This is a genomic window from Streptococcus suis (assembly GCF_002964045.1).
Lineage (GTDB): Bacteria > Bacillota > Bacilli > Lactobacillales > Streptococcaceae > Streptococcus > Streptococcus suis_U.
The window spans coordinates 1-23,450 of record NZ_POPB01000625.1 but is presented as its reverse complement, the minus strand read 5'-3'; the positions used below and the strand labels follow the sequence as shown (position 1 = coordinate 23,450).

The window sequence follows — 23,450 nt, the reverse complement described above, 5'->3', positions numbered from 1 at the left end:
TGCCTTTACAACTTCAGTTGTAAAGGCCATACTATCTCCAATTTTTTATCTAATATTTCAATTAACATAGTAAACGTTTTCTATTGAAAAATCAAGTTTTTACTGTGATTCTTGGAATTTTTTAAAAAAATCTGCAAAACGTTTGACATATTCGCAAAAACCATATATAATAAAAACATCGAAAGAGTGAAAACACTTTCAAAAAAGAAAAAATATAAGGAGATTTTTGCAAGATGAATAATACAGAAATTGCAAAAAAAGTCATTGACGCCCTTGGCGGACGTGAGAACGTACGTAGTGTTGCCCACTGTGCGACTCGCCTCCGTGTAATGGTTGTTGATGAAGGAAAAATCGACAAGGATACAGTCGAAGACATCGAAAAAGTACAAGGTGCTTTCTTCAACTCTGGTCAATACCAAATCATCTTTGGTACTGGTACAGTAAACAAAATCTATGATGAAGTCGTTGCCCTTGGTTTGCCAACAGCGACTACTGGTGAGCAAAAAGCGGAAGCTGCGAAACAAGGTAATGCTTTCCAACGTGCAATCCGTACATTCGGTGACGTATTCGTTCCAATCATTCCTGCTATCGTAGCAACTGGTCTCTTCATGGGTCTTCGCGGTCTTCTTGGAGCTCTTGGTTATACTCTTCCAGAAGATTTGAACGTTTACTCACAAATCTTGACAGATACAGCATTCATCGTATTGCCAGCCTTGGTAGTATGGTCAACCTTCCGTGTATTCGGTGGTAACCAAACAATCGGTATCGTTCTTGGTATGATGCTCATTGCGGGTCAATTGCCAAATGCTTGGGTTGTAGCATCAGGTGGCGATGTGAAACCAACTATCTTCTTCGGTTTCATCCCAGTTGTAGGTTTGCAAGGTTCAGTATTGCCAGCCTTCATCATCGGTTTGATTGGTGCTAAATTTGAAAAAGCTGTCCGCAAGGTTGTTCCAGAAGTTCTTGACCTCTTGGTAACACCATTCGTAACCCTCTTTGTTATGTCTATCCTTGGCTTGTTTGTCATTGGTCCAGTCTTCCACGTGGTTGAAAACTACATCTTGGCTGGCACACAAGCAATCTTGAACTTGCCATTTGGTCTTGGTGGTCTCCTTATCGGTGGTGTTCACCAAGTTATCGTGGTATCAGGTGTTCACCATATCTTCAACTTCTTGGAAGCTCAATTGGTCGCAAACACTGGTGCTAACCCATTCAACGCCATCATCACTGCAGCGATGACAGCACAAGGTGCTGCAACAGTAGCGGTTGGTGTGAAAACTAAAAATCCTAAGTTGAAAGCTCTTGCTTTCCCAGCAGCTCTTTCTGCCTTCCTCGGTATTACTGAGCCAGCTATCTTCGGTGTTAACTTGCGTTTCCGTAAGCCATTCCTTCTTTCATTGATTGCGGGTGCGATTGGTGGTGCTGTAGCATCTCTTCTTGGTCTTGCCGGTACAGGTATGGGTGTTACTATCATCCCAGGTTTGACACTTTATGCAGGTAATGGTCAAATTCTTCCATACATCCTTATGGTAGCTGTATCATTCGCTCTCGGTTTTGCTTTGACTTACCTCTTTGGTTATGAAGATGAAGAGCCAGTTGCTGGTAAATCTTCTGCAGTTGCAAAGGAAACAGCGGCTCTAGCAAATGAAGCTACAACAGCTTTGCTTTCTGAAGAAACTCTTGTTTCTCCACTTTCAGGTAATGTAGTTGCTCTTGAAAATGTTAATGACCCAGTCTTCTCATCAGGAGCTATGGGTAAAGGTTTGGCTGTTAAACCTTCTGAAGGTGTTGTTTATGCACCAGCAGATGCAGAAGTAACAATTGCTTTTGAAACAGGTCATGCTTATGGCTTGAAAACAGCTTCTGGTGCTGAAATTCTTATCCATATTGGTATTGACACTGTTTCAATGAACGGTAACGGATTTGAAAAATTAGTAGTAGCTGGCGATAAAGTAAAAGCTGGTACTCCAATCGCTAAATTCAATGCTGCGAAAATTGCTGAAGCAGGTCTTGATGATACAACGATGATCATCGTGACAAACACTGCAGACTTCACAGAAGTTTCACCACTTGCTGAAGGTACAATCGCTCATGGTGCTGACTTCTTGAAAGTTGCTAAATAATTCTAGCCCCCCTCTTTGTTTTCATTACTTCGTTAACTCGCTTTGGCGTACTTCAGTACAGCCTTCAGCTCGTTGCCTAGTACTGAAAGTAAGATGAGAACCTAGAAGAAAAAATATTTAGAAAAAGGCGGTAAGCCTTTTTCTTCTGTTATTATCTATGGTATAATAGAACAGATAAAAAATGGGAGATCTTCACATGACAAAACTTTACGGAAGCTTGGAAGCTGGTGGTACAAAATTTGTTTGTGCTGTTGGTGATGAGAATTTCCAAGTAATTGAAAAAACACAATTTCCAACGACAACACCTTATGAGACCATTGAACGTACAGTAGAATTCTTCAAACGTTATGAAGACCGTTTGGCTGGTATTGCCATTGGTTCATTCGGTCCAATTGATATTGACCAAAACTCACAAACATATGGCTATATTACATCAACTCCTAAGCCACATTGGTCAAACATCGATTTGCTCGGTTTGATTGCTAAGGAATTTAATATCCCATTCTACTTTACAACAGATGTGAACTCTTCTGCTTTTGGTGAGACCTTGGTTCGCAAGGGAGTTAAAAGCTTGGTTTATTACACAATCGGCACAGGTATCGGAGCAGGTGCCATTCAAAATGGTGAATTCATTGGTGGTTTGGGCCATACAGAAGCAGGTCATACTTATGTAGCTTTGCATCCATATGATGTCAAGCATGAGTTTAATGGAACTTGCCCATTCCATAATGGTTGTTTAGAAGGATTGGCAGCAGGTCCATCTCTAGAAGGACGCACTGGTATTCGTGGTGAGTTAATTGAATTGAATTCAGATGTTTGGGATGTTCAGGCATATTATATTGCTCAAGCGGCTGTTCAAGCGACTCTTCTTTATCGTCCACAAGTCATTGTATTTGGTGGAGGTGTAATGGCACAAGAACATATGCTCAATCGTGTACGCGAGAAATTTGTTGGTTTGATGAACGATTATCTTCCAACACCAGATGTCAAAGAATACATTGTAACACCTGCCGTTGCTGAAAATGGTTCAGCCACACTTGGAAACTTTGCATTAGCAAAACAAGTTTCTGAAAAATAATTGAAAAAGGATTTAGTTTGTTGAAACAAATTAAATCCTTTTTTTGATGATAATCCACTGTATAGAAAAGACTGGCACCCATTATCTGATTGATAGTTGGAAATTGCGAATTGAACGAAAATGTCTTGAATCAAATGTTAAGGTTTTAGTACAGGATTGTGAATGTACTGGGTTGGAAATATGAAAACGACATTTCCTAGCCTGTCGAAGGAATCAGAAATACACTAAAAAGATTATACAGACTGAGGAAGCTTGACGTGAATGAATGTGGTTTGTATTTATGTGTTGTACACCCACTTATTATTTTGTCAAAAAATCGGTTAAATCTACTACACTACTGGAGTTTCCTGATTTACACATCTATTTGAATTATCTAGCTTATGTTAAGTAGTATTTTTATTTATGTTTCGGTGCTGTAGAATCTAGTCAAAATCTTGAAAGTTAGCCATTTTTATGGTAGAATAATGCATTGAACTAAACTGATTATAGGATGAAATTTATGATAACAAATGTACTTCGTTCTCTCATTGAAAATGAAAAGGGAGAGCAAAGAAAATTAGAAAAAATGGCAGATAAGGTCTTCTCGTATGCAGATGAGATGGCTGCTCTTACAGACGAGCAACTGCAAGCCAAGACAGTAGAGTTTAAGAATCGTTATGCGAATGGCGAATCGCTTGATGACTTATTGTACGAAGCTTATGCAGTTGTGCGTGAGGCTGCAAAACGTGTGTTAGGACTATATCCATATAAAGTACAGGTTATGGGAGGAATTGTCCTACATAATGGTGACGTACCAGAAATGCGTACAGGTGAAGGAAAAACATTGACAGCTACCATGCCAGTTTACCTCAATGCTCTATCTGGCGAAGGTGTTCACGTAGTGACGGTAAATGAATACCTGTCAACGCGTGACGCGACGGAGATGGGTGAATTGTATTCTTGGTTGGGCTTGTCTGTAGGGATTAACTTAGCAGCAAAATCACCTTCAGAAAAACGTGAAGCTTACAACTGTGACATTACCTACTCAACAAACTCAGAGATTGGTTTTGATTACCTTCGTGACAACATGGTTGTACGAGCGGAAGACATGGTTCAACGTCCTTTGAATTATGCCTTGGTTGACGAAGTAGACTCTATCTTGATTGATGAAGCGCGTACTCCGCTGATTGTTTCAGGTCCTCAAGGTTCTGAAACTAACCAACTTTATTTCCTCGCCGATCAGTTGGTTAAATCATTAAATAAAGATGACTATATTATTGATGTTCCATCAAAAACGATTGGACTTTCGGATTCGGGAATTGATAAGGCTGAAAAATTCTTCAAGTTAGATAACTTGTATGATATCGAAAATGTAGCAATTACCCACTTCTTGGATAATGCCCTTCGTGCAAACTATATCATGATTTATGATGTGGATTATCTCGTCAACGAAGAACAAGAAGTTATGATTATCGATCCATTTACAGGTCGTACCATGGAAGGGCGTCGCTATTCAGATGGTCTTCACCAAGCGATTGAAGCAAAAGAAGGTGTACCGGTACAGAACGAATCCAAAACAAGTGCCTCTATTACCTACCAAAACCTATTCCGTATGTATAAAAAACTTTCTGGAATGACTGGTACAGGTAAGACAGAAGAAGAAGAATTCCGCGAAATTTATAACATTCGCATTATTCCTATCCCAACTAACCGTCCAATTCAACGTATTGACCATGAAGATTTACTTTACCCAAGTTTGGAGTATAAGTTCAATGCGGTTGTAGCGGATGTTAAACGTCGTTACGAAAAAGGTCAACCAGTTCTTGTTGGTACTGTAGCTGTTGAAACTTCTGATTTGATTTCTCAAAAATTAGTTGCTGCTGGTGTTCCACACGAAGTCTTGAATGCCAAGAACCATTACCGAGAGGCTCAAATCATCATGAATGCTGGTCAGCGTGGTGCAGTTACTATTGCGACCAACATGGCTGGACGTGGTACGGATATCAAATTAGGCCCAGGAGTATTGGAACTGGGTGGTCTATGTGTCATTGGTACAGAGCGTCATGAGAGCCGCCGGATTGATAATCAGCTCCGTGGTCGTGCCGGTCGTCAGGGTGACAAGGGGGAGTCACAATTTTATCTCTCACTTGAAGATGACCTTATGAAACGCTTTGGTTCAGAACGTATTAAGGCCTTTATGGAACGAATGAACTTGACAGAGGAAGAGTCTGTGATTAAGTCTAAGATGCTGACTCGTCAAGTGGAGGCGGCTCAAAAACGAGTCGAAGGAAATAACTACGACTCACGCAAACAAGTCTTACAGTATGATGATGTGATGCGTGAGCAGCGTGAAATCATTTACAGTCAACGCCACGAAGTAATTACAGCAGATCGTGACCTTGGTCCAGAAATTAAGGCAATGATTTTGCGGACCATTGAAAGACAGGTTGAGGGACATTTCCTTGGTTCAAAAGAAGAAGCGGTAACTGGAATTGTTCAATTTGCTCATGCAAACCTAGTTGAAGATGGAAGTCTAAGTATTGCAAGTTTGGAAGAGCTTGATAAATATGAAATCATTGACGAATTGTATGAACGTGCATTACAAGTCTATGATTCTCAGATGAAAAAGCTTCGTGATGAGGAACGCATCCGAGAATTCCAGAAAGTGTTAATTCTTCGAGTTGTAGACAATAAGTGGACAGATCATATTGATGCCTTGGATCAATTGCGTAATGCGGTTAGTCTTCGTGGCTATGCTCAGAACAATCCGATTGTTGAGTATCAATCAGAAGCCTTTACAATGTTTAATGACATGATTGGTGCAATTGAGTTTGAAGTGACACGATTGATGATGAAGGCGCAGATTCATGATAATATTGAGCGTGAACGTGCAGTTCAAGAAGCACATACTACTGCTGTGAAGAATATTATGCCACATCAGTCAAATCATGCTGAGGAAGCAATTTCATTTGAGGGTATTGATCGAAATGATCCATGTCCATGTCAGTCTGGTAAGAAATTTAAGAATTGTCACGGCCGTAAATAGAAAAATGGAAAGGACTGGGTGGCAAACCCAGTCTTTCTTGTTTTCTTCATGTAAAAAGAAAGAGAAACTGATGATAGTTGGTCATGGGATTGACCTTCAAGATATTGAAGCGATTGATGAAGCGCGAAAAAAGCATATCGGCTTTCCAAAACGAATTCTAACGTCAAAGGAATTTGAACGATACTCTCAGTTAAAGGGCCGTAAACAAGTCGAATACTTGGCAGGTCGTTGGGCAGCTAAGGAGGCTTTTTCTAAGGCCTTAGGAACGGGTATTGGCAAAGTTGGATTTCAGGATATTGAAATTCTCAATACCAATCACGGTGCGCCATTTGTTTCATTCAGTCCATTTTCTGGAAAGGTCTGGATCAGTATTAGCCATTCAAGTCATTTTGTTCAGGCTAGTGTAATTTTGGAGGAAGAGAATGATAGAAAGTGAACATCGCCCCACACGAATTCATATTGATTTAGATGCAATTGCTGGCAATGTGGATCAAGTAATGTCCCGTCTGTCTTCTAAAACAGCAGCATTTGCGGTTGTAAAAGCTAACGCCTATGGTCATGGAGCTGTAGCTGTTGCAAAGAGATTATCCAACAAGGTAGCTGGATTTTGCGTCTCAAACCTTGATGAAGCACTTGAGTTACGACAAGCTGGATTGGAGCACCCGATACTCATTTTAGGAATTGTTCCGACACAGCATTTGGCTCTAGCACAAAAACTAAACATTAGTGTCACATTGGCTAGTTTAGAGTGGTTAGAAGAAATCAAAAAATTGAATACGGATGTTTCTGGTTTAACCGTCCATCTAAAAATTGACACTGGGATGGGGCGAATTGGTTTTCGACAGAGTGAGCAAATTCACGAAGCGCTTGACCTTTTGAAGGATTTAGACATCGAATTCGAAGGAATCTATACTCATTTTGCAACAGCAGACGAAGAAGATATTGAATTATTTGAAAGGCAATTATCACATTTCCAGTCCTGTTTAGAAAGTCTACCTACCAAGCCTCGATGGGTTCATGCAAGTAATTCTGCCACAAGTATATGGCATTCAGAAACAGTTTTTAATATGGTCCGTCTAGGAAATATTATTTATGGAATGAACCCAAGTGGTCATACGTTAGAGTTGCCATTTGAAGTTCAACCTGCTCTATCATTGATTTCTGAAATTGTCCATGTCAAGAAAATTGAGGCAGGTAGTCATATCGGTTATGGTGCCACCTACACGAGTTCAGAGCCGGAATGGATTGCGACAGTGCCAATTGGTTATGCTGATGGGATGGTACGGAGTTTGCAAGGATTTCATGTTTTAGTAGATGGTCACATTTGTGAAATCGTTGGTCGTATTTCCATGGATCAAATAACGATTCGCTTGCCTCAATATTATGCTATTGGTGAAAAAGTTACTTTAATTGGACAAGATAAAGAAAATAACATTAGCGTTCAAGATTGGGCAGATTATATTGGAACAATAAATTATGAGGTGGTTTGTTTGTTGACGGATAGAATCCCTCGAATTGTATAAAAAAGTTCATGCATTTTTTTGCATGAACTTTTTTACTTAGTTACTTGTTTCAAAAAAAGCTTGATAGAGGGCTTTGAGGGCCTTTTCTTTTTCTTCGGTTTTAACTACAAACATGACAGAAACTTCACTTGCTCCTTGCGAGATCATTGCCAGGTTGACGTTTTGTTGGGATAGGGCAGCTGTTGCAGTCGCTGTCACCCCGACGTGGCTCTTCATGTTCTCACCAACAATCATAATGATTGATAGACCGTGTTCAATCTCAGCCTTATCTACTTCAAGTTTGGTATTGAGTTGGCGAAGGATTTCTTCTTCCTTAATCGGTGTCAATTCACGCTCACGTAGGACAATTGATAGGTCATCGATACCAGTTGGCATATGCTCCCAACGGATATTTAGATCTTCAAGGATTTGCAAGACCTTACGTCCAAAGCCGACCTCACGGTTCATTAAATATTTAGAAATATTGATACTTACGAAGTCGTCATCAGCAGCGATACCAACTACAGGAACAGTTTCTTCTGTATGTTTGTGAACGATTCGAGTGCCAGGATGGTTAGGATTATTGGTATTTTTAATAACTAGAGGAATGCGTCCACGATAGGCAGGAAGGAGGGCTTCATCATGAAGAACAGAGAATCCAGCATAGGCCAACTCACGCATTTCACGGTAGGTTAATTCTTTAATAGAATGTGGATTTTTGATAATGCCAGGGTGGGCAGCAAAGATACCATCAACATCTGTAAAGTTTTCATATAAGTCAGCCTTAACACCAGCTGCTACGATGGAACCGGTGATATCTGAACCGCCACGAGAGAAAGTACAAATTTGATTGTCGACAGTTACACCAAAGAATCCAGGGATAACTAGAATCTCATCTGAATCACGTAGTTCTTCAATTTTGTCGTAGCTTGACGGAAGAATGCGAGCATTACCAGGTTCAGAGCTGACAATAATGCCAGCTTTTTTGGGATGGACATAGCGGGCAGGTAAGCCTTTAAAAGTGAAATATTCGGCAATCAATTTTGCATTGTTATCTTCACCAGCAGCTAAGAAAGCATCGTAAAGAAAATCGTTGTTTTCAATTGGAAGACTAGCCAATGACTTGATACTTTCCGCAATTTTCTTCATGCTTTTTGCTGTAAATCCAAGCTCGTCAACCATTGCTTGATAGCGGTTAATAATCCATTCTTGACTAGCAGATACATCTTTTCCATTGATGTATTCTTTGTAGTATTTAATCAAAGCATCTGTGACTTTTGTATCTTCTGCATTTCGTTTTCCAGGTGCAGATACCACAACAAAGCGTCGTTCGGGATCTGATTGTACGATATTGAATACTTTTTCTAACTGGCCGGCAGAAGCAAGTGAACTTCCACCAAATTTAATGACTTTCATTTCAATCTCCTTGGATATTTTTTTCTATTATATCAGAATGATGTCTAATTGTCAGTAAGTTCAGACAAATCTTATTGAGATTTAGCTGGAAAGTGAACGACAACTCATTGAAAGTTTTCAGAAAATACTTGTGATATGTTACAATAGAGTAGGAATAGGAGGAATACATGGTAAAAGCAGTTATTTTTGATATGGATGGGGTCTTGTTTGATACAGAGAATTTTTATTTTGAACGCCGGATAGAATTTTGGGCTACAAAGGGCATTACGATAGACCATTTGGAACCCTCATTCTTTGTAGGTGGTAGAGCCAGCCAAATGTGGCAGCGTGTTTTAGGGGATGATTTTGAAAAATGGGATATCCCAGCTTTGGAGGAGGAGTACCGTCTTTATAAGGAGAAACGACCAACTCCCTATGCGGAGACTATTTTTCCAGATGTGAAACATACCTTAGATCGTCTGTCTAAGAAGGGTTTACCTTTGGTATTGGCTTCTAACACAGATAAGGAGGAAATTGACCGAGCAATTTCTGAAGCAGGGATTGCCCAATACTTTAAGTATGTTTTCTCAGGTATGGATTGCTATGCCCCAAAACCACATCCAGCAGTGTATGAAAAAGCTGTTCAAGCCTTAGGCATTGATAAGGATGATATATTGGTATTTGAAGATAGTTTCAAAGGGATTGCAGCAGCTAAGGCAGCCGGTCTGACTGTGTGGGCCATCCGAGATCAACATTATGGGATGGACCAATCCCAAGCAGACATCATTATAGATAGCTTAGATCAAGCGATGGAACTATTAGACATAGGATAAAAGAGTTGGCGATGCCAGCTTTTTTTCAGATGTCACACTTTATTTTTTGTAAATTCGTGACATTTTGAAAATCTGTGCTAGAATAGGGAAAAGAAATTTAAATTTGATTTTCAAATGTTTTAAATATCAAACTATCTAGTGAGGAAATGAATGGTCTATCAAACTATTGCCTATGAAGTGTCTGAAAATCTAGCGACCTTGACACTCAATCGTCCGGATGTGGCAAACGGCTTTAATATTCCTATGTGTGAAGAGATGCTGGCTGCTATTGAGGAGACCGCTCAAAATGATCAGGTGCAGTTTCTAAAAATTGAAGCAGCAGGTTCCATCTTCTCTGTCGGAGGAGATTTGGTGGAGATGAAGCGAGCGGTGGATGAGGACGACATTCCTTCTCTTGTGCGCATAGCAGAGCTGGTTAATGACATCTCCTTTTCTCTCAAGCAACTACCAAAGGTTGTCATTATGATCACCGATGGAGCAGTAGCCAGTGCTGCAGCCAATATGGCGGTTGCTGCAGATTTTGTGATTTCTTCGACTAAAACAAAATTCATCCAGGCCTTTGTTGGCGTCGGGTTGGCGCCAGATGCGGGTGGTATTTTCTTGCTCAGTCGTGCCATTGGTGCCAATCGTGCTAGCCACTTGGCTATGACGGGAGAAGGTTTGTCTGCGGAGAAAGCCTTAGAATACGGCATTGTTTACAAATTGGTTGAGCCAGAAAAGTTGGAAAAAACTGTCCAACAGGTCCTTAAGAAGCTCATGCGTTGTTCCATCAATTCCTATGTGGCGATTAAGCAACTGGTCTGGGAGAGTCAGTTCAAGGGCTGGGAATCTTATCGCCGCTTGGAGTTAGACCTGCAAGAAAGTCTGGCCTTCAAAGAAGACTTCAAGGAAGGTGTACGTGCACATGCAGAGTGGAGGAGACCCGTTTTCAAAGGAAAATAATTAGCATTTTCTGAAAAAATATTTGACAATCAAATTATTCTGGAGTATACTTTGGCTATCAAAGTAAAGGAGGCCTGTTTTGGAAGATCCAAAAATCAATGAATATCTAACGGCAATTTTTAATAATGTCCTGGTCATTCAGGAGAATAGCCTCCGAAAGAGTCGTTTCAACGACATTTCCATAAAGGAAATGCACACCATTGATGAAATTGGTGATAAGAAGGGAGCGACACCGAGTGATATTGCTCGGGCTTTGATGGTGACACTTGGAACGGTGACAACCAGTCTCAACAACTTGGAGAGAAAGGGCTATATCGAACGCGTGCGCTCTACCAAAGACAGACGGGTGATTCATCTCTATCTGACAAAGAAAGGTCGTCTGGTCTATCGCTTGCACCAACGGTTCCATAATGAAATGGTCAAGCAGATTACAGACGGCATGGATGAGGCGGAATACCAAGTGATGAAAAAAGGGCTCTACAAACTCTATAATTTCTTGGAGGATTTGAAATGAGAACCTTAGCTAAAATCAGTCAGGTTGCCCACTATGTTCCTGAACAGCTTGTGAGCAATGATGATTTAGCACAGATCATGGATACCAGCGACGACTGGATTGCTTCGCGGACGGGTATTCGTCAAAGACGGATTGTTGTAGATGAAAATACCAGCGATTTAGCTAGTCAGGTTGCCCAATCCTTGCTAGACAAGTCGGGTGTGGCTGCTGATGAAATTGATTTTATCATCATCGCAACCATCACACCAGATTCAGCCATGCCGTCAACGGCAGCTCGGGTCCAGGCGGCAATCGGTGCCAAGAAAGCTTTTGCCTATGACCTGGTGGCAGCTTGTTCGGGCTTCGTTTTCGCCCTGTCCACCGCCGACAAACTGATCTCCTCTGGTATCTACCAAAAGGGAATCGTGATTGGAGCAGAGGTCTTGTCCAAGACTCTTGACTGGACAGATCGTGGAACGGCAGTCTTATTTGGAGATGGTGCTGGTGGGGTTTTGTTGGAGGCCAGTCCTGAGCAACACTTTCTAGCAGAAATCAACCGAACGGATGGCAGTCGTGGTCTAGGTTTGACCTCTGGTCAAACAGGTTTGCACTCTCCCTTTTCAAAAGAAGGGAGCAACCAACCTTACTTGCAGATGGATGGTCGAGCGATTTTTGAGTTTGCTGTTCGCGACGTGACCAAGACCATTGCAGAGCTGTTAGACAGTCAGGGTCTGACTGGTGATGAGGTGGATTACTTCCTGCTTCATCAGGCAAATAGTCGGATTTTGGATAAGATGGCACGTAAGCTAGGTATTGGTATCGAGAAATTTCCAGCCAATATGATGCACTATGGCAATACCAGTGCAGCCAGCATTCCCATTCTCCTATCAGAATGTGTGGAAGCAGGCAGCTTGCGCTTGGATGGTAGCCAAACGGTTGTGTTGGCAGGCTTTGGTGGCGGCCTGACTTGGGGCACGCTACTACTGAAACTTTAGTTAATACGTTGCCTCTGGCAATGATTAAAAATATTTTTTATACAAAAAGGAGCACTATCATGGCAGTATTTGAAAAAGTACAAGAAATCATCGTTGAAGAATTGGGTAAGGATGCTGAAGAAGTAACCCTTACAACAACATTTGAAGATTTGGATGCAGATTCATTGGATCTTTTCCAAGTTATCTCTGAAATCGAAGATGCATTCGACATCCAAATCGACAATGAAGAAGGTTTGACAACTGTAGGCGATTTGGTTGCTTATGTTGAAGAAAAAACAATATAGATTTCGATAGAAAAGTGCTATTTAGCATTTTTCTTTGGACAGATAGTTTGATAATCAAAACATTGAAACATCAAACTAATTATTAAGTGAGGGCTTGGCCCTCGCTTGTTTAGCTAATTGTTTGATGTTCAAATGATTAGCCAAGCAAAGAAAGAATGAGGGAACTATGAAAACAAAGATTACAGAATTATTAAATATTGATTATCCAATTTTCCAAGGTGGTATGGCCTGGGTTGCTGATGGCGATTTGGCTGGTGCGGTTTCAAATGCTGGTGGTCTGGGCATCATCGGTGGAGGAAATGCTCCCAAAGAGGTGGTCAAGGCAAATATTGACAAGGTTAAATCTATCACGGACAAGCCTTTCGGTGTCAATATCATGCTTTTGTCTCCATTTGCGGATGACATTGTTGACTTGGTCATCGAAGAAGGTGTCAAGGTGGTGACGACAGGTGCGGGCAATCCTGGTAAATACATGGAACGCTTGCATGCAGCTGGTATTATTGTGATTCCAGTGGTTCCTAGTGTGGCTCTTGCCAAACGCATGGAAAAACTGGGTGTGGATGCCGTCATCGCAGAAGGAATGGAAGCAGGTGGCCACATCGGTAAATTGACCACCATGACCCTAGTCCGTCAGGTTGTTGAAGCCGTATCCATTCCTGTTATCGCAGCGGGCGGTATCGCAGATGGTGCTGGTGCTGCCGCAGCCTTTATGCTAGGGGCAGAAGCCATCCAAGTGGGGACACGTTTTGTTGTTGCCAAGGAGTCAAATGCCCACCCAGCCTACAAGGAAAAGGTCCTCAAGGCCAAGGATATTGACACGACTGTTTCTGCCTCCGTTGTCGGACATTCGGTGCGTGCCATTAAGAACAAACTTTCCACAGCCTATGCTGCTGCGGAAAAAGATTTCCTAGCAGGAAAAATTACAGAAGAAGAAATTGAAGTGCTTGGAGCAGGTGCTCTTCGCAATGCCGTTGTGGACGGTGATGTGGTCAATGGTTCGGTCATGGCAGGTCAGATAGCTGGCTTGGTGACCAAGGAAGAAACCTGTGAAGAGATTTTGAAAGACATCTATTATGGAGCAGCCAAGGTGATTCGTGAAGAGGCGAGTCGCTGGGCTTCCGTTGGAGAATAAGATGACAAAAATAGCCTTTTTATTTGCAGGTCAGGGGGCCCAGACACTTGGTATGGCCCGTGACCTCTATGACACCTATCCCATTGTTAAGGAAACTTACGACCAGGCTAGTCAGATTCTGGGATATGATGTGCGGGACTTGATTGACCATCAGGAAGACAAACTCAACCAGACCCGCTATACCCAGCCTGCGATTTTGACAACTTCCCTTGCCATTTATCGTTTATTGGCAGAAAAAGGGATTAAACCCGACATGGTGGCTGGTTTGTCCTTGGGAGAATACGCAGCCTTGGTTGCCTCAGGTGCTTTGGCCTTTGAAGATGCCATTTCCTTGATTGCCAAACGAGGTGAGTTTATGGAGACGGCTGCGCCAGCAGGGACTGGTAAGATGGTCGCTGTCCTCAATGCAGATGTCAGCTTGATTGAAGAGGTCTGTTCATCAGTTACCTCTGGGATTGTTTCCCCAGCCAACTACAACACACCGGCCCAAATCGTTATCGGCGGCGAGGTGGCAGCTGTGGATGAGGCGGTGGAAGCCTTGAAGGCGGCGGGAGTCAAACGCATGATTCCCCTCAATGTGTCAGGGCCTTTCCACACGGCTCTCCTGCGACGAGCTTCGGAGCAACTGGCTCAGGCTCTGAAAGAGGTGGAGTTCGCAGACTTCCAAGTAGAATTAGTTGGCAATACAGAAGCTAAGGTCATGAAAAAAGAAGACATCAAGTCCCTCTTGACCCGTCAAGTGATGGAACCAGTTCGTTTTTATGAGTCAATCGCAACCATGCAGGAAGCTGGTGTGACTAACTTTATTGAAATCGGTCCAGGCAAGGTCTTGGCAGGTTTTATCAAGAAGATTGATAAGACGGCAACGGTTGTGACAGTAGAAGATGTGGCAAGTCTAGCCGACTTGTTGACTAGCCAATAAGGAGAAATCATGGAACTTACCAATAAAAATGTGTTTGTGACGGGTTCAAGTCGTGGAATCGGCTTGGCCATTGCCCATAAGTTTGCAAGCCTTGGTGCCAATGTGGTGCTGAATGGTCGTGGTCAGTTGGGGCAGGACTTGCTGGATAGCTTTTCAAGCTACGGTGTCAAAGTAGTGGCGATTTCAGGTGATATTTCCAGTTCGGCAGATGCCAAACGGATGGTGGCTGAGGCAGTTGAGGCTCTTGGTAGCGTCGATATCTTGGTCAACAATGCAGGGATTACCAAGGATGGTATGACCTTGCGAATGACGGAAGAAGATTTCGAGAGCGTTTTGAGTATCAACTTAACAGGGACCTTTAACATGACCCAGGCTGTTTTGAAACCGATGACCAAGGCACGTGAAGGGGCTATTATCAACCTTTCCAGTGTGGTAGGTTTGACAGGGAATGCTGGTCAGGCCAACTATGCCGCTTCTAAGGCAGGTGTTATCGGCTTTACAAAATCCATTGCCCGTGAAGTCGCTAGTCGCAATGTTCGTGTCAATGCTATCGCACCAGGCTTTATCCAGTCAGATATGACAGATGTTCTGTCTGACAAAATCAAGGATGCCATGTTGGGGCAAATTCCTATGAAACGTTTCGGTTTAACGGAAGAAGTGGCAGATGTCGCTGTATTCCTTGCCAAGCAAGAGTATCTGACAGGTCAGGTCATTGCCATTGATGGCGGTTTGACCATGCAATAAGAGAGGTTTGAAAATGACAAAATTAAATCGTGTAGTAGTGACAGGCTACGGTCTGACATCTCCAATTGGAAATACACCAGAAGAATTCTGGGATAGCTTGGTCAATGGCAAGATTGGAATCGGAAAGATTACCAAGTTTGATACTAGTGACTATACTGTCCATAATGCAGCGGAAATCAAGGATTTTCCTTTTGATAAATACTTTGTTAAAAAAGATACCAACCGCTATGACAATTACTCCCTCTATGCTCTCTATGCAGCTCGTGAGGCAGTAACCAATGCCAATCTTGATACAGAAGCCGTTGACAGTGACCGTTTCGGTGTTATCTTGTCAACTGGTATCGGTGGGATTTTGGAAATCGAGGAGCAGGTTGCTCGCATGAACGAAAAAGGACCAAAACGAATTCGTCCGATGGCACTTCCGAAGGCTTTGCCAAACATGGCGGCCGGAAATATTGCTATGCAGGTCGGTGCCAATGGTGTCTGCAAGTGTGTCATCACAGCCTGCGCTTCGTCTAACGATGCCTTGGGTGAAGCCTTCCGAGAAATCAAGTTTGGCTTCCAAGATGTCATGTTGGCAGGTGGTTCAGAAGCGGCTATTACACCCTTTGCAATCGGTGGCTTCCAGGCTTTGACAGCTATGTCGACGACTGAGGATCCAGAACGTGCTTCTATTCCCTTTGACAAGGACCGCAATGGTTTTGTTATGGGAGAGGGTGCTGCGGTCTTGGTCTTGGAAAGTTTGGAGCATGCAGAGGCGCGTGGGGCAACCATCTTGGCTGAAATCGTTGGTTACGGAAATACCTGCGATGCCCACCACATGACTTCTCCACACCCAGAAGGTTTGGGTGCTATCAAGGCTATGAAGTTGGCCATTTCAGAAGCAGGTTTGGAGCCAGCTGACATTGACTACATCAATGCCCATGGAACTTCGACACCGGCTAATGAAAAAGGGGAAAGTCAAGCTATCGTATCCGTCTTCGGCAAGAACACGCCAGTTTCTTCCACCAAGTCCTTCACAGGTCACTTGTTGGGGGCGGCGGGTGCTGTTGAAGCAGCGGCTGTTATTGAGGCTATGCGTCATTCTTACGCACCAAAGACAGCAGGTACGACGGAGTTGTCTGACTACATCGAGGCAGATGTCATCTACGGTCAAGGCCGTGATATGGAAATCCGTCATGCCATTTCAAATACATTTGGCTTTGGGGGTCACAACTCGGTGATTGCTTTCAAACGTTGGGAGGCTTAAGTGAATATTACAGAAATAAAGGACTTGATGAGTCAGTTTGACCAGTCAAGTTTGCGAGAATTTTCATATAGCAATGCTGGGGAAACCTTGCATTTCAGTAAAAACCAGCAGGCAACAGTGGCACCAAGTCCAGCCCCTGTGCAAGCAGTTGGGATTAGTGAGGCAACTCCAGTAGAAGAAAGCTCTGTGGCAGAGGGTGCGGTAGTGGAAAGTCCACTTGTTGGTGTGGCCTATTTGTCACCAGCCCCTGACAAGCCAGCATTTGTAGCGGTCGGCGATATGGTCAAAAAAGGCCAGACCCTCATGATTATCGAAGCCATGAAGGTCATGAACGAAGTACCGGCTGACCGTGACGGTGTAGTTACAGAAATTTTGGTGGCCAACCAAGATGTTGTAGAATTTGGACAAGGATTGGTACGCATCAAATGATTGATATTGTAAAAATTAAAGAGGCTCTACCTCATCGCTATCCTATGCTCTTGGTCGATCGTGTCCTTGAAGTATCAGAAGATGAGATTGTCGCCCTTAAAAATGTGACCATTAACGAGCCCTTCTTCAACGGGCATTTCCCTGACTATCCTGTCATGCCAGGTGTTCTCATCATGGAGACTTTGGCACAAACCGCAGGTGTCTTGGAGTTATCCAAAGAAGAAAACAAGGGCAAGCTGGTCTTTTATGCCGGTATGGACAAGGTCAAATTTAAGAAGCAAGTTGTCCCTGGTGACCAGTTGATTATGACAGCTAAATTTGTCAAACGCCGTGGAACCATTGCGGTCGTTGAGGCAAAGGCAGAGGTGGACGGAAAACTGGCTGCGTCGGGGGTGCTAACCTTTGCCATTGGAAATTAGTATCTAAAGGAGATAGGATTCATCATGTTTGAGAAGATTTTGATTGCCAATCGTGGTGAGATTGCGGTGCGGATTATTCGTGCGGCCAGAGAGTTGGGGATTGCGACGGTGGCTGTCTATTCAGAGGCTGACAAGGAAGCCCTCCACACCATGTAGGCAGATGAGGCTATCTGTATCGGACCTGCCCGTTCGACAGATTCCTATCTCAATATGCAGGCGGTCATCTCGGCGGCAGTTGTGACAGGTGCCCAGGCCATTCATCCCGGCTTTGGATTTTTGAGTGAAAACTCCAAATTCGCTACCCTTTGTGAAGAGGTCGGCATCAAGTTTATCGGACCTTCTGGAACGGTCATGGATACCATGGGGGATAAAATTAATGCTCGGGCAGAGATGATTAAGGCTCAAGTGCCTGTCATTCCAGGCTCAGACGGCGAAGTTTTGACCAGCCAAGAAGCCCTTGAAATCGCTGAAAAGATTGGCTACCCAGTCATGCTCAAGGCATCGGCAGGTGGTGGCGGCAAGGGGATTCGTAAGGTGGAAAAAGCTGAAGACCTAGTGCCAGCCTTTGAATCAGCTTCCAGTGAGGCCAAGGCAGCTTTTGGTAACGGAGCCATGTATATGGAGCGAGTTGTCTATCCCGCCCGCCACATCGAAGTACAGATTGTGGCGGACCAGCACGGTCATGTCATCCATCTGGGAGAACGGGATTGTTCCCTTCAACGCAACAACCAGAAGGTCTTGGAAGAAGCTCCGTCTATCGCTATTGGTCAGACCATGCGGGAACGTATCGGTCAAGCAGCGGTGCGGGCTGCCCAGTCAGTTGGCTATGAAAATGCGGGAACCATTGAGTTCCTTTTGGACGAAGCCAAGGGCGAATTTTACTTCATGGAAATGAACACACGGGTGCAGGTGGAACATCCAGTTACCGAGTTTGTCACCGGTGTGGATATTGTCAAGGAGCAAATCAGGATCGCGGCTGGTCAGGAACTCAGTGTCCGCCAAGAAGATGTGAAGATTATAGGTCATGCCATTGAATGCCGTATCAATGCTGAAAATCCAGTCTTTAACTTTGCCCCAAGTCCAGGTAAGATTTCCAATCTCTACCTGCCAAGTGGTGGCGTTGGTTTGCGTGTGGATTCGGCAGTTTACCCAGGCTACACCATTCCGCCTTACTATGATTCGATGATTGCCAAGGTCATCGTGCATGGGGAAAATCGTTTTGAAGCCCTGATGAAGATGCAACGGGCTCTCTATGAATTGGAAATTGACGGAGTGGTGACCAATACCGACTTCCAGCTGGACTTGATTTCCGACAAGCGAGTGGTGGCAGGTGACTACGATACTGCCTACCTCATGGAAGAATTTTTACCTCGCTATCAGGAAGAATTAAAAAAGTAAACTAGGAGAATGCTATGGCTTTGTTTCGCAAAAAGGACAAATATATCCGCATCAATCCCAATCGTTCGCGGATAGAGTCGGCACCTCAAGCAAAGCCAGAGGTGCCAGATGAACTCTTTTCCAAATGTCCTGCTTGTAAGGTCATCCTTTACAAAAATGATTTGGGATTAGAGAAAACCTGTCAACACTGTTCCTATAATTTTCGGATTACAGCCCAGGAACGCCTGGCTTTGACAGTCGATGAAGGCTCGTTTGAGGAATTGTTTACAGGGATTGAAACCAAAAATCCCTTGGACTTCCCCAATTATTTAGAGAAATTAGCAGCCACCCGTCAAAAAACGGGCTTGGACGAGGCTGTTTTGACAGGCAAGGCGACAATCGGTGGTCAGCCAGTTGCCCTTGGCATCATGGATTCGCACTTTATCATGGCCTCTATGGGCACGGTGGTTGGTGAGAAAATCACCCGCCTCTTTGAGTTGGCGATTGAAGAGCGTTTGCCAGTTGTCCTCTTTACAGCTTCTGGAGGTGCTCGCATGCAGGAAGGCATTATGAGCCTGATGCAAATGGCCAAGATTTCGGCAGCAGTGAAGCGTCATTCCAATGCTGGTCTCTTTTACCTGACGGTCTTGACAGACCCCACAACAGGAGGTGTGACGGCTAGTTTTGCTATGGAAGGCGATATTATCTTGGCTGAGCCGCAGACCTTGGTTGGTTTTGCAGGACGACGGGTTATTGAGTCAACCGTTCGGGAAAATCTGCCAGACGACTTCCAGAAGGCTGAATTTTTACAGGAACACGGCTTTGTTGATGCTATTGTCAAACGCCAAGACCTGCCTGCGACCATCAGTCGCTTGTTGAGAATGCATGGAGGTGTCAGATGACCAGTGATGTAGCACGTATGATCCGTTTGGCACGTGACCAGGCTCGCCTGACCACCTTGGACTATGCCAATCAACTCTTTGATGACTTTATGGAATTGCACGGTGATCGCAATTTCCGCGATGACGGAGCTGTAGTGGGTGGTATCGGCTTTCTAGCAGGTCAGCCTGTGACAGTTATCGGTATCCAAAAGGGCAAGAACCTCCAGGATAACCTAAAACGCAACTTTGGCCAGCCCCACCCTGAAGGTTACCGCAAGGCCCTTCGCCTCATGAAACAGGCGGAGAAGTTCGGGCGTCCCGTTGTCACTTTCATCAATACTGCTGGAGCCTATCCCGGTGTCGGTGCCGAGGAGCGTGGGCAGGGTGAGGCCATTGCCCGCAACCTTATGGAGATGAGCGACCTCAAGGTGCCTATAATCGCTATTATCATCGGCGAGGGCGGCTCTGGTGGAGCTCTGGCTCTAGCAGTCGCAGACCAGGTCTGGATGCTGGAAAACTCCATGTACGCCGTCCTCAGCCCCGAAGGTTTTGCCTCTATCCTCTGGAAAGACGGCAGTCGGGCTATGGAAGCGGCCGAACTCATGAAGATCACCTCTTATGAGTTGGAGAAGCTCCAAGTGGTCGATCGGGTTGTTTTGGAAAATGGCAGAGCGACCAAGGAAGTTTTGGCTGATATCAAGGAAAACCTCATCAGCCAGTTGGCTCAACTCCAAGCCTTGCCACTTGATAAATTGCTCGAAAACCGCTATCAACGCTTTAGAAAATACTAGGAAGACCTAGTATTTTTTTGCTAGATTTGATACAATGGGTAAAATAGTTTTCAGGAGGTTTTTCATGTTAGTAAAAGCAGATTTATCAAACGCAGAAGAATTGTTGCCTATTCAGCACCGAGCATTTGCGGCTTTGTATGAAACCTACCAGGACCAATACAACCCTGCTATTGAAACTCTGGACTACTTTCAATCACGCTTTGCACGACCAAATTGCAGCTATTATAAGATTGTCGAAGAGGGTCAGACAGTCGGACTGGTACGAACAACGGTCGCTGAAGATGCAGACCAGGGCTGGCTGGGTCTGATTGGCATTGATCCAGACCACAGAGGAAAAGGCTATGGTCATAAGGCTATGCTAGAGTTAGAACAACTTTATCCAACGGTTAAGCGTTGGGTACTCTGTACTGTCTTGCAGGAGCCTAGATTGGTCGCTTTCTACGAAAATCTGGGCTACAAGGCTATCAAAACCGAGCCTGAGCAGGAAGGCATGGATATGGTCTATATGGAGAAGTGGATAGGAGATTCAGATGCTTGAACAGTGCCGTAGATATTTGGAATATCAAGGAGTTCATTATTGCAAGCCTGAAAAGGTAGGAGATTCGGCAGGCGAGATGACAGTCTTAAGAAACTTAGCACAGGCAGCACGTAAGGAGTTTCAGACATTAAGTTTAGCCTTAACTGAACAAGTCGGTCCCTTGGTGCCCGAGAGAGTCAGTCAATGGATGAACCAAGCCCAGATTTGCAGACCGCATTTTTGGACCTATTACCGCCTTCCCTCTGCTAGTCCATCGGCCCCAGCTTTCGCCATTCGTCTGTATGGTAAGGGAGTTGAAGCGGGGATTTCAGTAGAAGTTAGCTTCATTGAACGAAAGAAGGTAGAGACTTCTCTGCTTCAGCAAAACCGTGTGCTGAACTGTCCGATTCAGGCACCGCTTTATTACTGGGTACAGGAGGGACAGGTATTTTATCGCTTGGATGGAACGGAGGAGAATAGGCAGATTTTACTAGAAGCTGTTGAAACGGGACGGGTTCGAAAAGTACTGGTCAAATATGACGTACCATTTGAAACGGTTGAGTCCGAAGAGGAACTGCTAGACCACTTGGTTGGAGGCTTTTCTCTGCTAGAACCTTATCTGAATATGACAAAACCCACTGAATGATCAGTGGGTTGACAGTAAACAAGCATTGTCAGGATGTTTGTTTTTTGTTATATTGACAAAAAGTTTGTATTATTGTAATATTGTACTATATAAACGATACGAAACATTTAATTGATATAATTGTTTGAATATTTGTATGTTGTGTAGCAGTAAAGGAGATGGGTGTGGAGAATGTAAGTCAAGGGATGAAATGGCTTGGTCGCAAGCTTTGGATACTACTGAGAGCGTTTGGTTTGTTATTGATTTCTGTTTTTCCAGATGCTATTTTAGAAATGTCTACCTCACCGGTAGCTCATTTGGGAATAGCTTTATCTTCCATTGGAGTTATGGTCTTTATGTATTGGAGGGCTGAAAAGAATGACATTACCATCTGGGATAGAAATTTTTTAACTTGGAAAGGTCTTGGTTTTGTTGTCTTAACTTTCACAGTGGCTCAGCTATTTAAACACCTTGGCTATTACATTATGGAACTTCAGGGGATTGAAGAAACCAGTAATGATCTTGAATTGACAAAGTTATTAGAAAACATTCCATTTTGGTTAGCCTTTGTAAGAATAGCCTGTCAGGCAGCCATTACCGAGGAGATCATTGTCAGAGGCTATCTTTTCAAAAAGTTTTTTGAAAAGCATAAGATGTTAGGAATTTTGGTCTCTGGGTTGATTTTTGCTTTCTTACATGGACCGACAGATTTGGGTTCATGGATTATTTATGCTAGCCCAGGTTTCTTGCTGGCTTACCTCTACTATAAAACGGATTATCTGATTTATCCTATCGCTGTTCATTTTATCAATAATGCTTGGTCAGTAGTGGCATTCTATTATTTAAAATAAGGGAAGATAGAGACAAGAATCAGGGAGCAAAAGGAGAATAGTATGGAAAAATTAAGTCAAGGTTTAGAGTGGATTGGTCGGAAGATATGGATTTTATTGAGAGTTTTTGGTTTTTTAATGATTTTCGTCATCCCGGATTTGATTTTAGAAGAGTCCAAGTCGCAACCTGTTCTGCTGATAACGGGGCTTGTGACAGTGGGAATTGTGGGATTCTTCTGGTGGCGAGCTGAGAAAAATAGCTTACCCGTTTGGGATTCCAAGATTCTTTCTTGGGATGGAATGGCTCTCGTCATTCTGAGTTTTGCCATCATGCAGTTGACGGATATGGCTGGCTCGTTTCTACTAGAGTTACAAGGAGCAGAAACAACTGTCAATGAGACCCTGATTATGGAATCCTTGAAAGGAGTTCCGTTTTGGTTGGCAATTTTAACAACGGCATTTTTACCAGCCGTTGGAGAGGAAGTTATGCTACGCGGCTACTTTTTCAAAAAATTATTTGGTCATCATGCCATTTTAGGAATCATTGCCTCAAGCCTCCTTTTTGGATTGCTTCATGGACCAACGGACATCGGTTCATGGTTGATTTATGCGGGGAGTGGTATCATTTTGTCAACTCTCTATCATAAAACAGGCTATTTGATTTACCCGATTGCAGTGCACTTGGTAAACAATCTGATTGCCACTATTTTCTATTATCTATAAAAAAGCGACTCCTAGAAGGAGTCGTCTTCAGACTGAAGACAAAGTCCTTAGAATTGATTTTCTAAGGGCTTTTCTTCGTATTTAGGAGTATAATATAAGAAAAAGGACTTATGAGGTTCTCCTATGCTACACAAAGAAAAA

23 protein-coding genes and 1 pseudogene are annotated in these 23,450 nt (G+C 43.5%); 23 read left to right on the top strand and 1 reads right to left on the bottom strand.

All coding sequences use genetic code 11. The annotated features are described in order from the left end of the window. Nucleotides 1-233 precede the first annotated feature (233 nt). From C1E99_RS13590 to alr, 5 genes are all read left to right on the top strand, one after another. A complete protein-coding gene (locus C1E99_RS13590; RefSeq protein WP_105207812.1) occupies nucleotides 234-2,123 on the top strand; it encodes a sucrose-specific PTS transporter subunit IIBC in 1,890 nt (629 codons plus the stop codon). Nucleotides 2,124-2,319: 196 nt separating this feature from the next. Further along, nucleotides 2,320-3,201, top strand: a complete 882-nt coding sequence (gene scrK / locus C1E99_RS13585) for a fructokinase ScrK (protein WP_105107222.1) — start codon at nucleotides 2,320-2,322, stop codon at nucleotides 3,199-3,201. Between the two features lie 499 nt (nucleotides 3,202-3,700). Then, nucleotides 3,701-6,226, top strand: a complete 2,526-nt coding sequence (secA, locus tag C1E99_RS13580) for a preprotein translocase subunit SecA (RefSeq protein ID WP_105207811.1) — start codon at nucleotides 3,701-3,703, stop codon at nucleotides 6,224-6,226. A gap of 70 nt (nucleotides 6,227-6,296) precedes the next feature. Next, nucleotides 6,297-6,662, top strand: a complete 366-nt coding sequence (gene acpS, locus C1E99_RS13575) for a holo-ACP synthase (RefSeq protein ID WP_105207810.1) — start codon at nucleotides 6,297-6,299, stop codon at nucleotides 6,660-6,662. Beyond that, nucleotides 6,649-7,749, top strand: a complete 1,101-nt coding sequence (alr, locus tag C1E99_RS13570; RefSeq protein WP_105107225.1) for an alanine racemase — start codon at nucleotides 6,649-6,651, stop codon at nucleotides 7,747-7,749. Before acpS ends, alr begins: the two co-directional genes overlap by 14 nt. Nucleotides 7,750-7,785: 36 nt before the next feature. Here alr and C1E99_RS13565 read toward each other — a convergent pair whose 3' ends face one another. After that, on the bottom strand, nucleotides 7,786-9,144 hold the full coding sequence (locus C1E99_RS13565; RefSeq protein WP_105207809.1) for an aspartate kinase: 1,359 nt from the start codon (nucleotides 9,142-9,144) through the stop codon (nucleotides 7,786-7,788). A 167-nt stretch (nucleotides 9,145-9,311) separates the two neighbouring features. Between C1E99_RS13565 and C1E99_RS13560 the strand changes: the two genes are divergently transcribed. From C1E99_RS13560 to C1E99_RS15345, 18 genes and pseudogenes are all read left to right on the top strand, one after another. Further along, nucleotides 9,312-9,956, top strand: coding sequence for an HAD family hydrolase (locus tag C1E99_RS13560; protein ID WP_105207808.1), 645 nt, complete (start codon nucleotides 9,312-9,314; stop codon nucleotides 9,954-9,956). Between the two features lie 150 nt (nucleotides 9,957-10,106). After that, on the top strand, nucleotides 10,107-10,898 hold the full coding sequence (locus tag C1E99_RS13555; protein ID WP_105207807.1) for an enoyl-CoA hydratase: 792 nt from the start codon (nucleotides 10,107-10,109) through the stop codon (nucleotides 10,896-10,898). A gap of 79 nt (nucleotides 10,899-10,977) precedes the next feature. Next, nucleotides 10,978-11,412, top strand: a complete 435-nt coding sequence (locus C1E99_RS13550) for a MarR family winged helix-turn-helix transcriptional regulator (protein WP_105207806.1) — start codon at nucleotides 10,978-10,980, stop codon at nucleotides 11,410-11,412. Then, nucleotides 11,409-12,386, top strand: coding sequence for a beta-ketoacyl-ACP synthase III (locus tag C1E99_RS13545; RefSeq protein ID WP_105207805.1), 978 nt, complete (start codon nucleotides 11,409-11,411; stop codon nucleotides 12,384-12,386). The genes C1E99_RS13550 and C1E99_RS13545 overlap by 4 nt, the downstream gene beginning before the upstream one ends. A gap of 59 nt (nucleotides 12,387-12,445) precedes the next feature. After that, nucleotides 12,446-12,670, top strand: a complete 225-nt coding sequence (locus C1E99_RS13540) for an acyl carrier protein (RefSeq protein WP_105207804.1) — start codon at nucleotides 12,446-12,448, stop codon at nucleotides 12,668-12,670. Between the two features lie 166 nt (nucleotides 12,671-12,836). Next, a complete protein-coding gene (fabK, locus tag C1E99_RS13535) occupies nucleotides 12,837-13,802 on the top strand; it encodes an enoyl-[acyl-carrier-protein] reductase FabK (RefSeq protein WP_105207803.1) in 966 nt (321 codons plus the stop codon). A 1-nt stretch (nucleotide 13,803) separates the two neighbouring features. Beyond that, nucleotides 13,804-14,724, top strand: a complete 921-nt coding sequence (gene fabD, locus C1E99_RS13530) for an ACP S-malonyltransferase (protein WP_105207802.1) — start codon at nucleotides 13,804-13,806, stop codon at nucleotides 14,722-14,724. Nucleotides 14,725-14,733: 9 nt separating this feature from the next. Beyond that, entirely contained in the window at nucleotides 14,734-15,468 is a 735-nt protein-coding gene (gene fabG / locus C1E99_RS13525) for a 3-oxoacyl-[acyl-carrier-protein] reductase (RefSeq protein WP_105207801.1), read from the top strand. Between the two features lie 13 nt (nucleotides 15,469-15,481). Beyond that, on the top strand, nucleotides 15,482-16,717 hold the full coding sequence (fabF, locus tag C1E99_RS13520; RefSeq protein WP_105207800.1) for a beta-ketoacyl-ACP synthase II: 1,236 nt from the start codon (nucleotides 15,482-15,484) through the stop codon (nucleotides 16,715-16,717). Then, nucleotides 16,718-17,146, top strand: a complete 429-nt coding sequence (gene accB / locus C1E99_RS13515; RefSeq protein WP_105207799.1) for an acetyl-CoA carboxylase biotin carboxyl carrier protein — start codon at nucleotides 16,718-16,720, stop codon at nucleotides 17,144-17,146. It begins immediately after the preceding gene. Beyond that, a complete protein-coding gene (fabZ, locus tag C1E99_RS13510; RefSeq protein ID WP_105207798.1) occupies nucleotides 17,143-17,565 on the top strand; it encodes a 3-hydroxyacyl-ACP dehydratase FabZ in 423 nt (140 codons plus the stop codon). Before accB ends, fabZ begins: the two co-directional genes overlap by 4 nt. A gap of 24 nt (nucleotides 17,566-17,589) precedes the next feature. Further along, nucleotides 17,590-18,963: pseudogene (gene accC, locus C1E99_RS13505) on the top strand (acetyl-CoA carboxylase biotin carboxylase subunit). A gap of 14 nt (nucleotides 18,964-18,977) precedes the next feature. Further along, nucleotides 18,978-19,844 (top strand): acetyl-CoA carboxylase, carboxyltransferase subunit beta, encoded by an 867-nt coding sequence (gene accD, locus C1E99_RS13500; protein ID WP_105207797.1) that lies wholly within the window; start codon nucleotides 18,978-18,980, stop codon nucleotides 19,842-19,844. Then, on the top strand, nucleotides 19,841-20,614 hold the full coding sequence (locus C1E99_RS13495; RefSeq protein ID WP_105207796.1) for an acetyl-CoA carboxylase carboxyl transferase subunit alpha: 774 nt from the start codon (nucleotides 19,841-19,843) through the stop codon (nucleotides 20,612-20,614). The genes accD and C1E99_RS13495 overlap by 4 nt, the downstream gene beginning before the upstream one ends. A gap of 64 nt (nucleotides 20,615-20,678) precedes the next feature. Beyond that, nucleotides 20,679-21,152, top strand: coding sequence for a GNAT family N-acetyltransferase (locus C1E99_RS13490; RefSeq protein ID WP_105207795.1), 474 nt, complete (start codon nucleotides 20,679-20,681; stop codon nucleotides 21,150-21,152). Further along, nucleotides 21,145-21,777: a hypothetical protein gene (locus tag C1E99_RS13485; protein WP_105207794.1), complete on the top strand. Its 633-nt coding sequence runs from the start codon at nucleotides 21,145-21,147 to the stop codon at nucleotides 21,775-21,777. The genes C1E99_RS13490 and C1E99_RS13485 overlap by 8 nt, the downstream gene beginning before the upstream one ends. Before the next feature lie 164 nt (nucleotides 21,778-21,941). Next, complete coding sequence (locus C1E99_RS13480; RefSeq protein ID WP_238146253.1) at nucleotides 21,942-22,607, top strand: CPBP family intramembrane glutamic endopeptidase; 666 nt, start codon at nucleotides 21,942-21,944, stop codon at nucleotides 22,605-22,607. Nucleotides 22,608-22,649: 42 nt separating this feature from the next. Next, nucleotides 22,650-23,309, top strand: coding sequence for a CPBP family intramembrane glutamic endopeptidase (locus tag C1E99_RS15345; protein ID WP_238146252.1), 660 nt, complete (start codon nucleotides 22,650-22,652; stop codon nucleotides 23,307-23,309). The last annotated feature ends 141 nt before the right edge of the window (nucleotides 23,310-23,450 follow it).

Excerpts from the sequence above, each read along its gene's own strand:
- C1E99_RS13590 (WP_105207812.1), top strand. The coding sequence starts at position 234 with ATGAATAATACAGAAATTGCAAAAAAAGTCATTGACGCCCTTGGCGGA.
- scrK (WP_105107222.1), top strand. The coding sequence starts at position 2,320 with ATGACAAAACTTTACGGAAGCTTGGAAGCTGGTGGTACAAAATTTGTT.
- secA (WP_105207811.1), top strand. The coding sequence starts at position 3,701 with ATGATAACAAATGTACTTCGTTCTCTCATTGAAAATGAAAAGGGAGAG.
- acpS (WP_105207810.1), top strand. The coding sequence starts at position 6,297 with ATGATAGTTGGTCATGGGATTGACCTTCAAGATATTGAAGCGATTGAT.
- alr (WP_105107225.1), top strand. The coding sequence starts at position 6,649 with ATGATAGAAAGTGAACATCGCCCCACACGAATTCATATTGATTTAGAT.
- C1E99_RS13565 (WP_105207809.1), bottom strand. The coding sequence starts at position 9,144 with ATGAAAGTCATTAAATTTGGTGGAAGTTCACTTGCTTCTGCCGGCCAG.
- C1E99_RS13560 (WP_105207808.1), top strand. The coding sequence starts at position 9,312 with ATGGTAAAAGCAGTTATTTTTGATATGGATGGGGTCTTGTTTGATACA.
- C1E99_RS13555 (WP_105207807.1), top strand. The coding sequence starts at position 10,107 with ATGGTCTATCAAACTATTGCCTATGAAGTGTCTGAAAATCTAGCGACC.
- C1E99_RS13545 (WP_105207805.1), top strand. The coding sequence starts at position 11,409 with ATGAGAACCTTAGCTAAAATCAGTCAGGTTGCCCACTATGTTCCTGAA.
- C1E99_RS13540 (WP_105207804.1), top strand. The coding sequence starts at position 12,446 with ATGGCAGTATTTGAAAAAGTACAAGAAATCATCGTTGAAGAATTGGGT.
- fabK (WP_105207803.1), top strand. The coding sequence starts at position 12,837 with ATGAAAACAAAGATTACAGAATTATTAAATATTGATTATCCAATTTTC.
- fabD (WP_105207802.1), top strand. The coding sequence starts at position 13,804 with ATGACAAAAATAGCCTTTTTATTTGCAGGTCAGGGGGCCCAGACACTT.
- fabG (WP_105207801.1), top strand. The coding sequence starts at position 14,734 with ATGGAACTTACCAATAAAAATGTGTTTGTGACGGGTTCAAGTCGTGGA.
- fabF (WP_105207800.1), top strand. The coding sequence starts at position 15,482 with ATGACAAAATTAAATCGTGTAGTAGTGACAGGCTACGGTCTGACATCT.
- fabZ (WP_105207798.1), top strand. The coding sequence starts at position 17,143 with ATGATTGATATTGTAAAAATTAAAGAGGCTCTACCTCATCGCTATCCT.
- accD (WP_105207797.1), top strand. The coding sequence starts at position 18,978 with ATGGCTTTGTTTCGCAAAAAGGACAAATATATCCGCATCAATCCCAAT.
- C1E99_RS13495 (WP_105207796.1), top strand. The coding sequence starts at position 19,841 with ATGACCAGTGATGTAGCACGTATGATCCGTTTGGCACGTGACCAGGCT.
- C1E99_RS13490 (WP_105207795.1), top strand. The coding sequence starts at position 20,679 with ATGTTAGTAAAAGCAGATTTATCAAACGCAGAAGAATTGTTGCCTATT.
- C1E99_RS13485 (WP_105207794.1), top strand. The coding sequence starts at position 21,145 with ATGCTTGAACAGTGCCGTAGATATTTGGAATATCAAGGAGTTCATTAT.
- C1E99_RS15345 (WP_238146252.1), top strand. The coding sequence starts at position 22,650 with ATGGAAAAATTAAGTCAAGGTTTAGAGTGGATTGGTCGGAAGATATGG.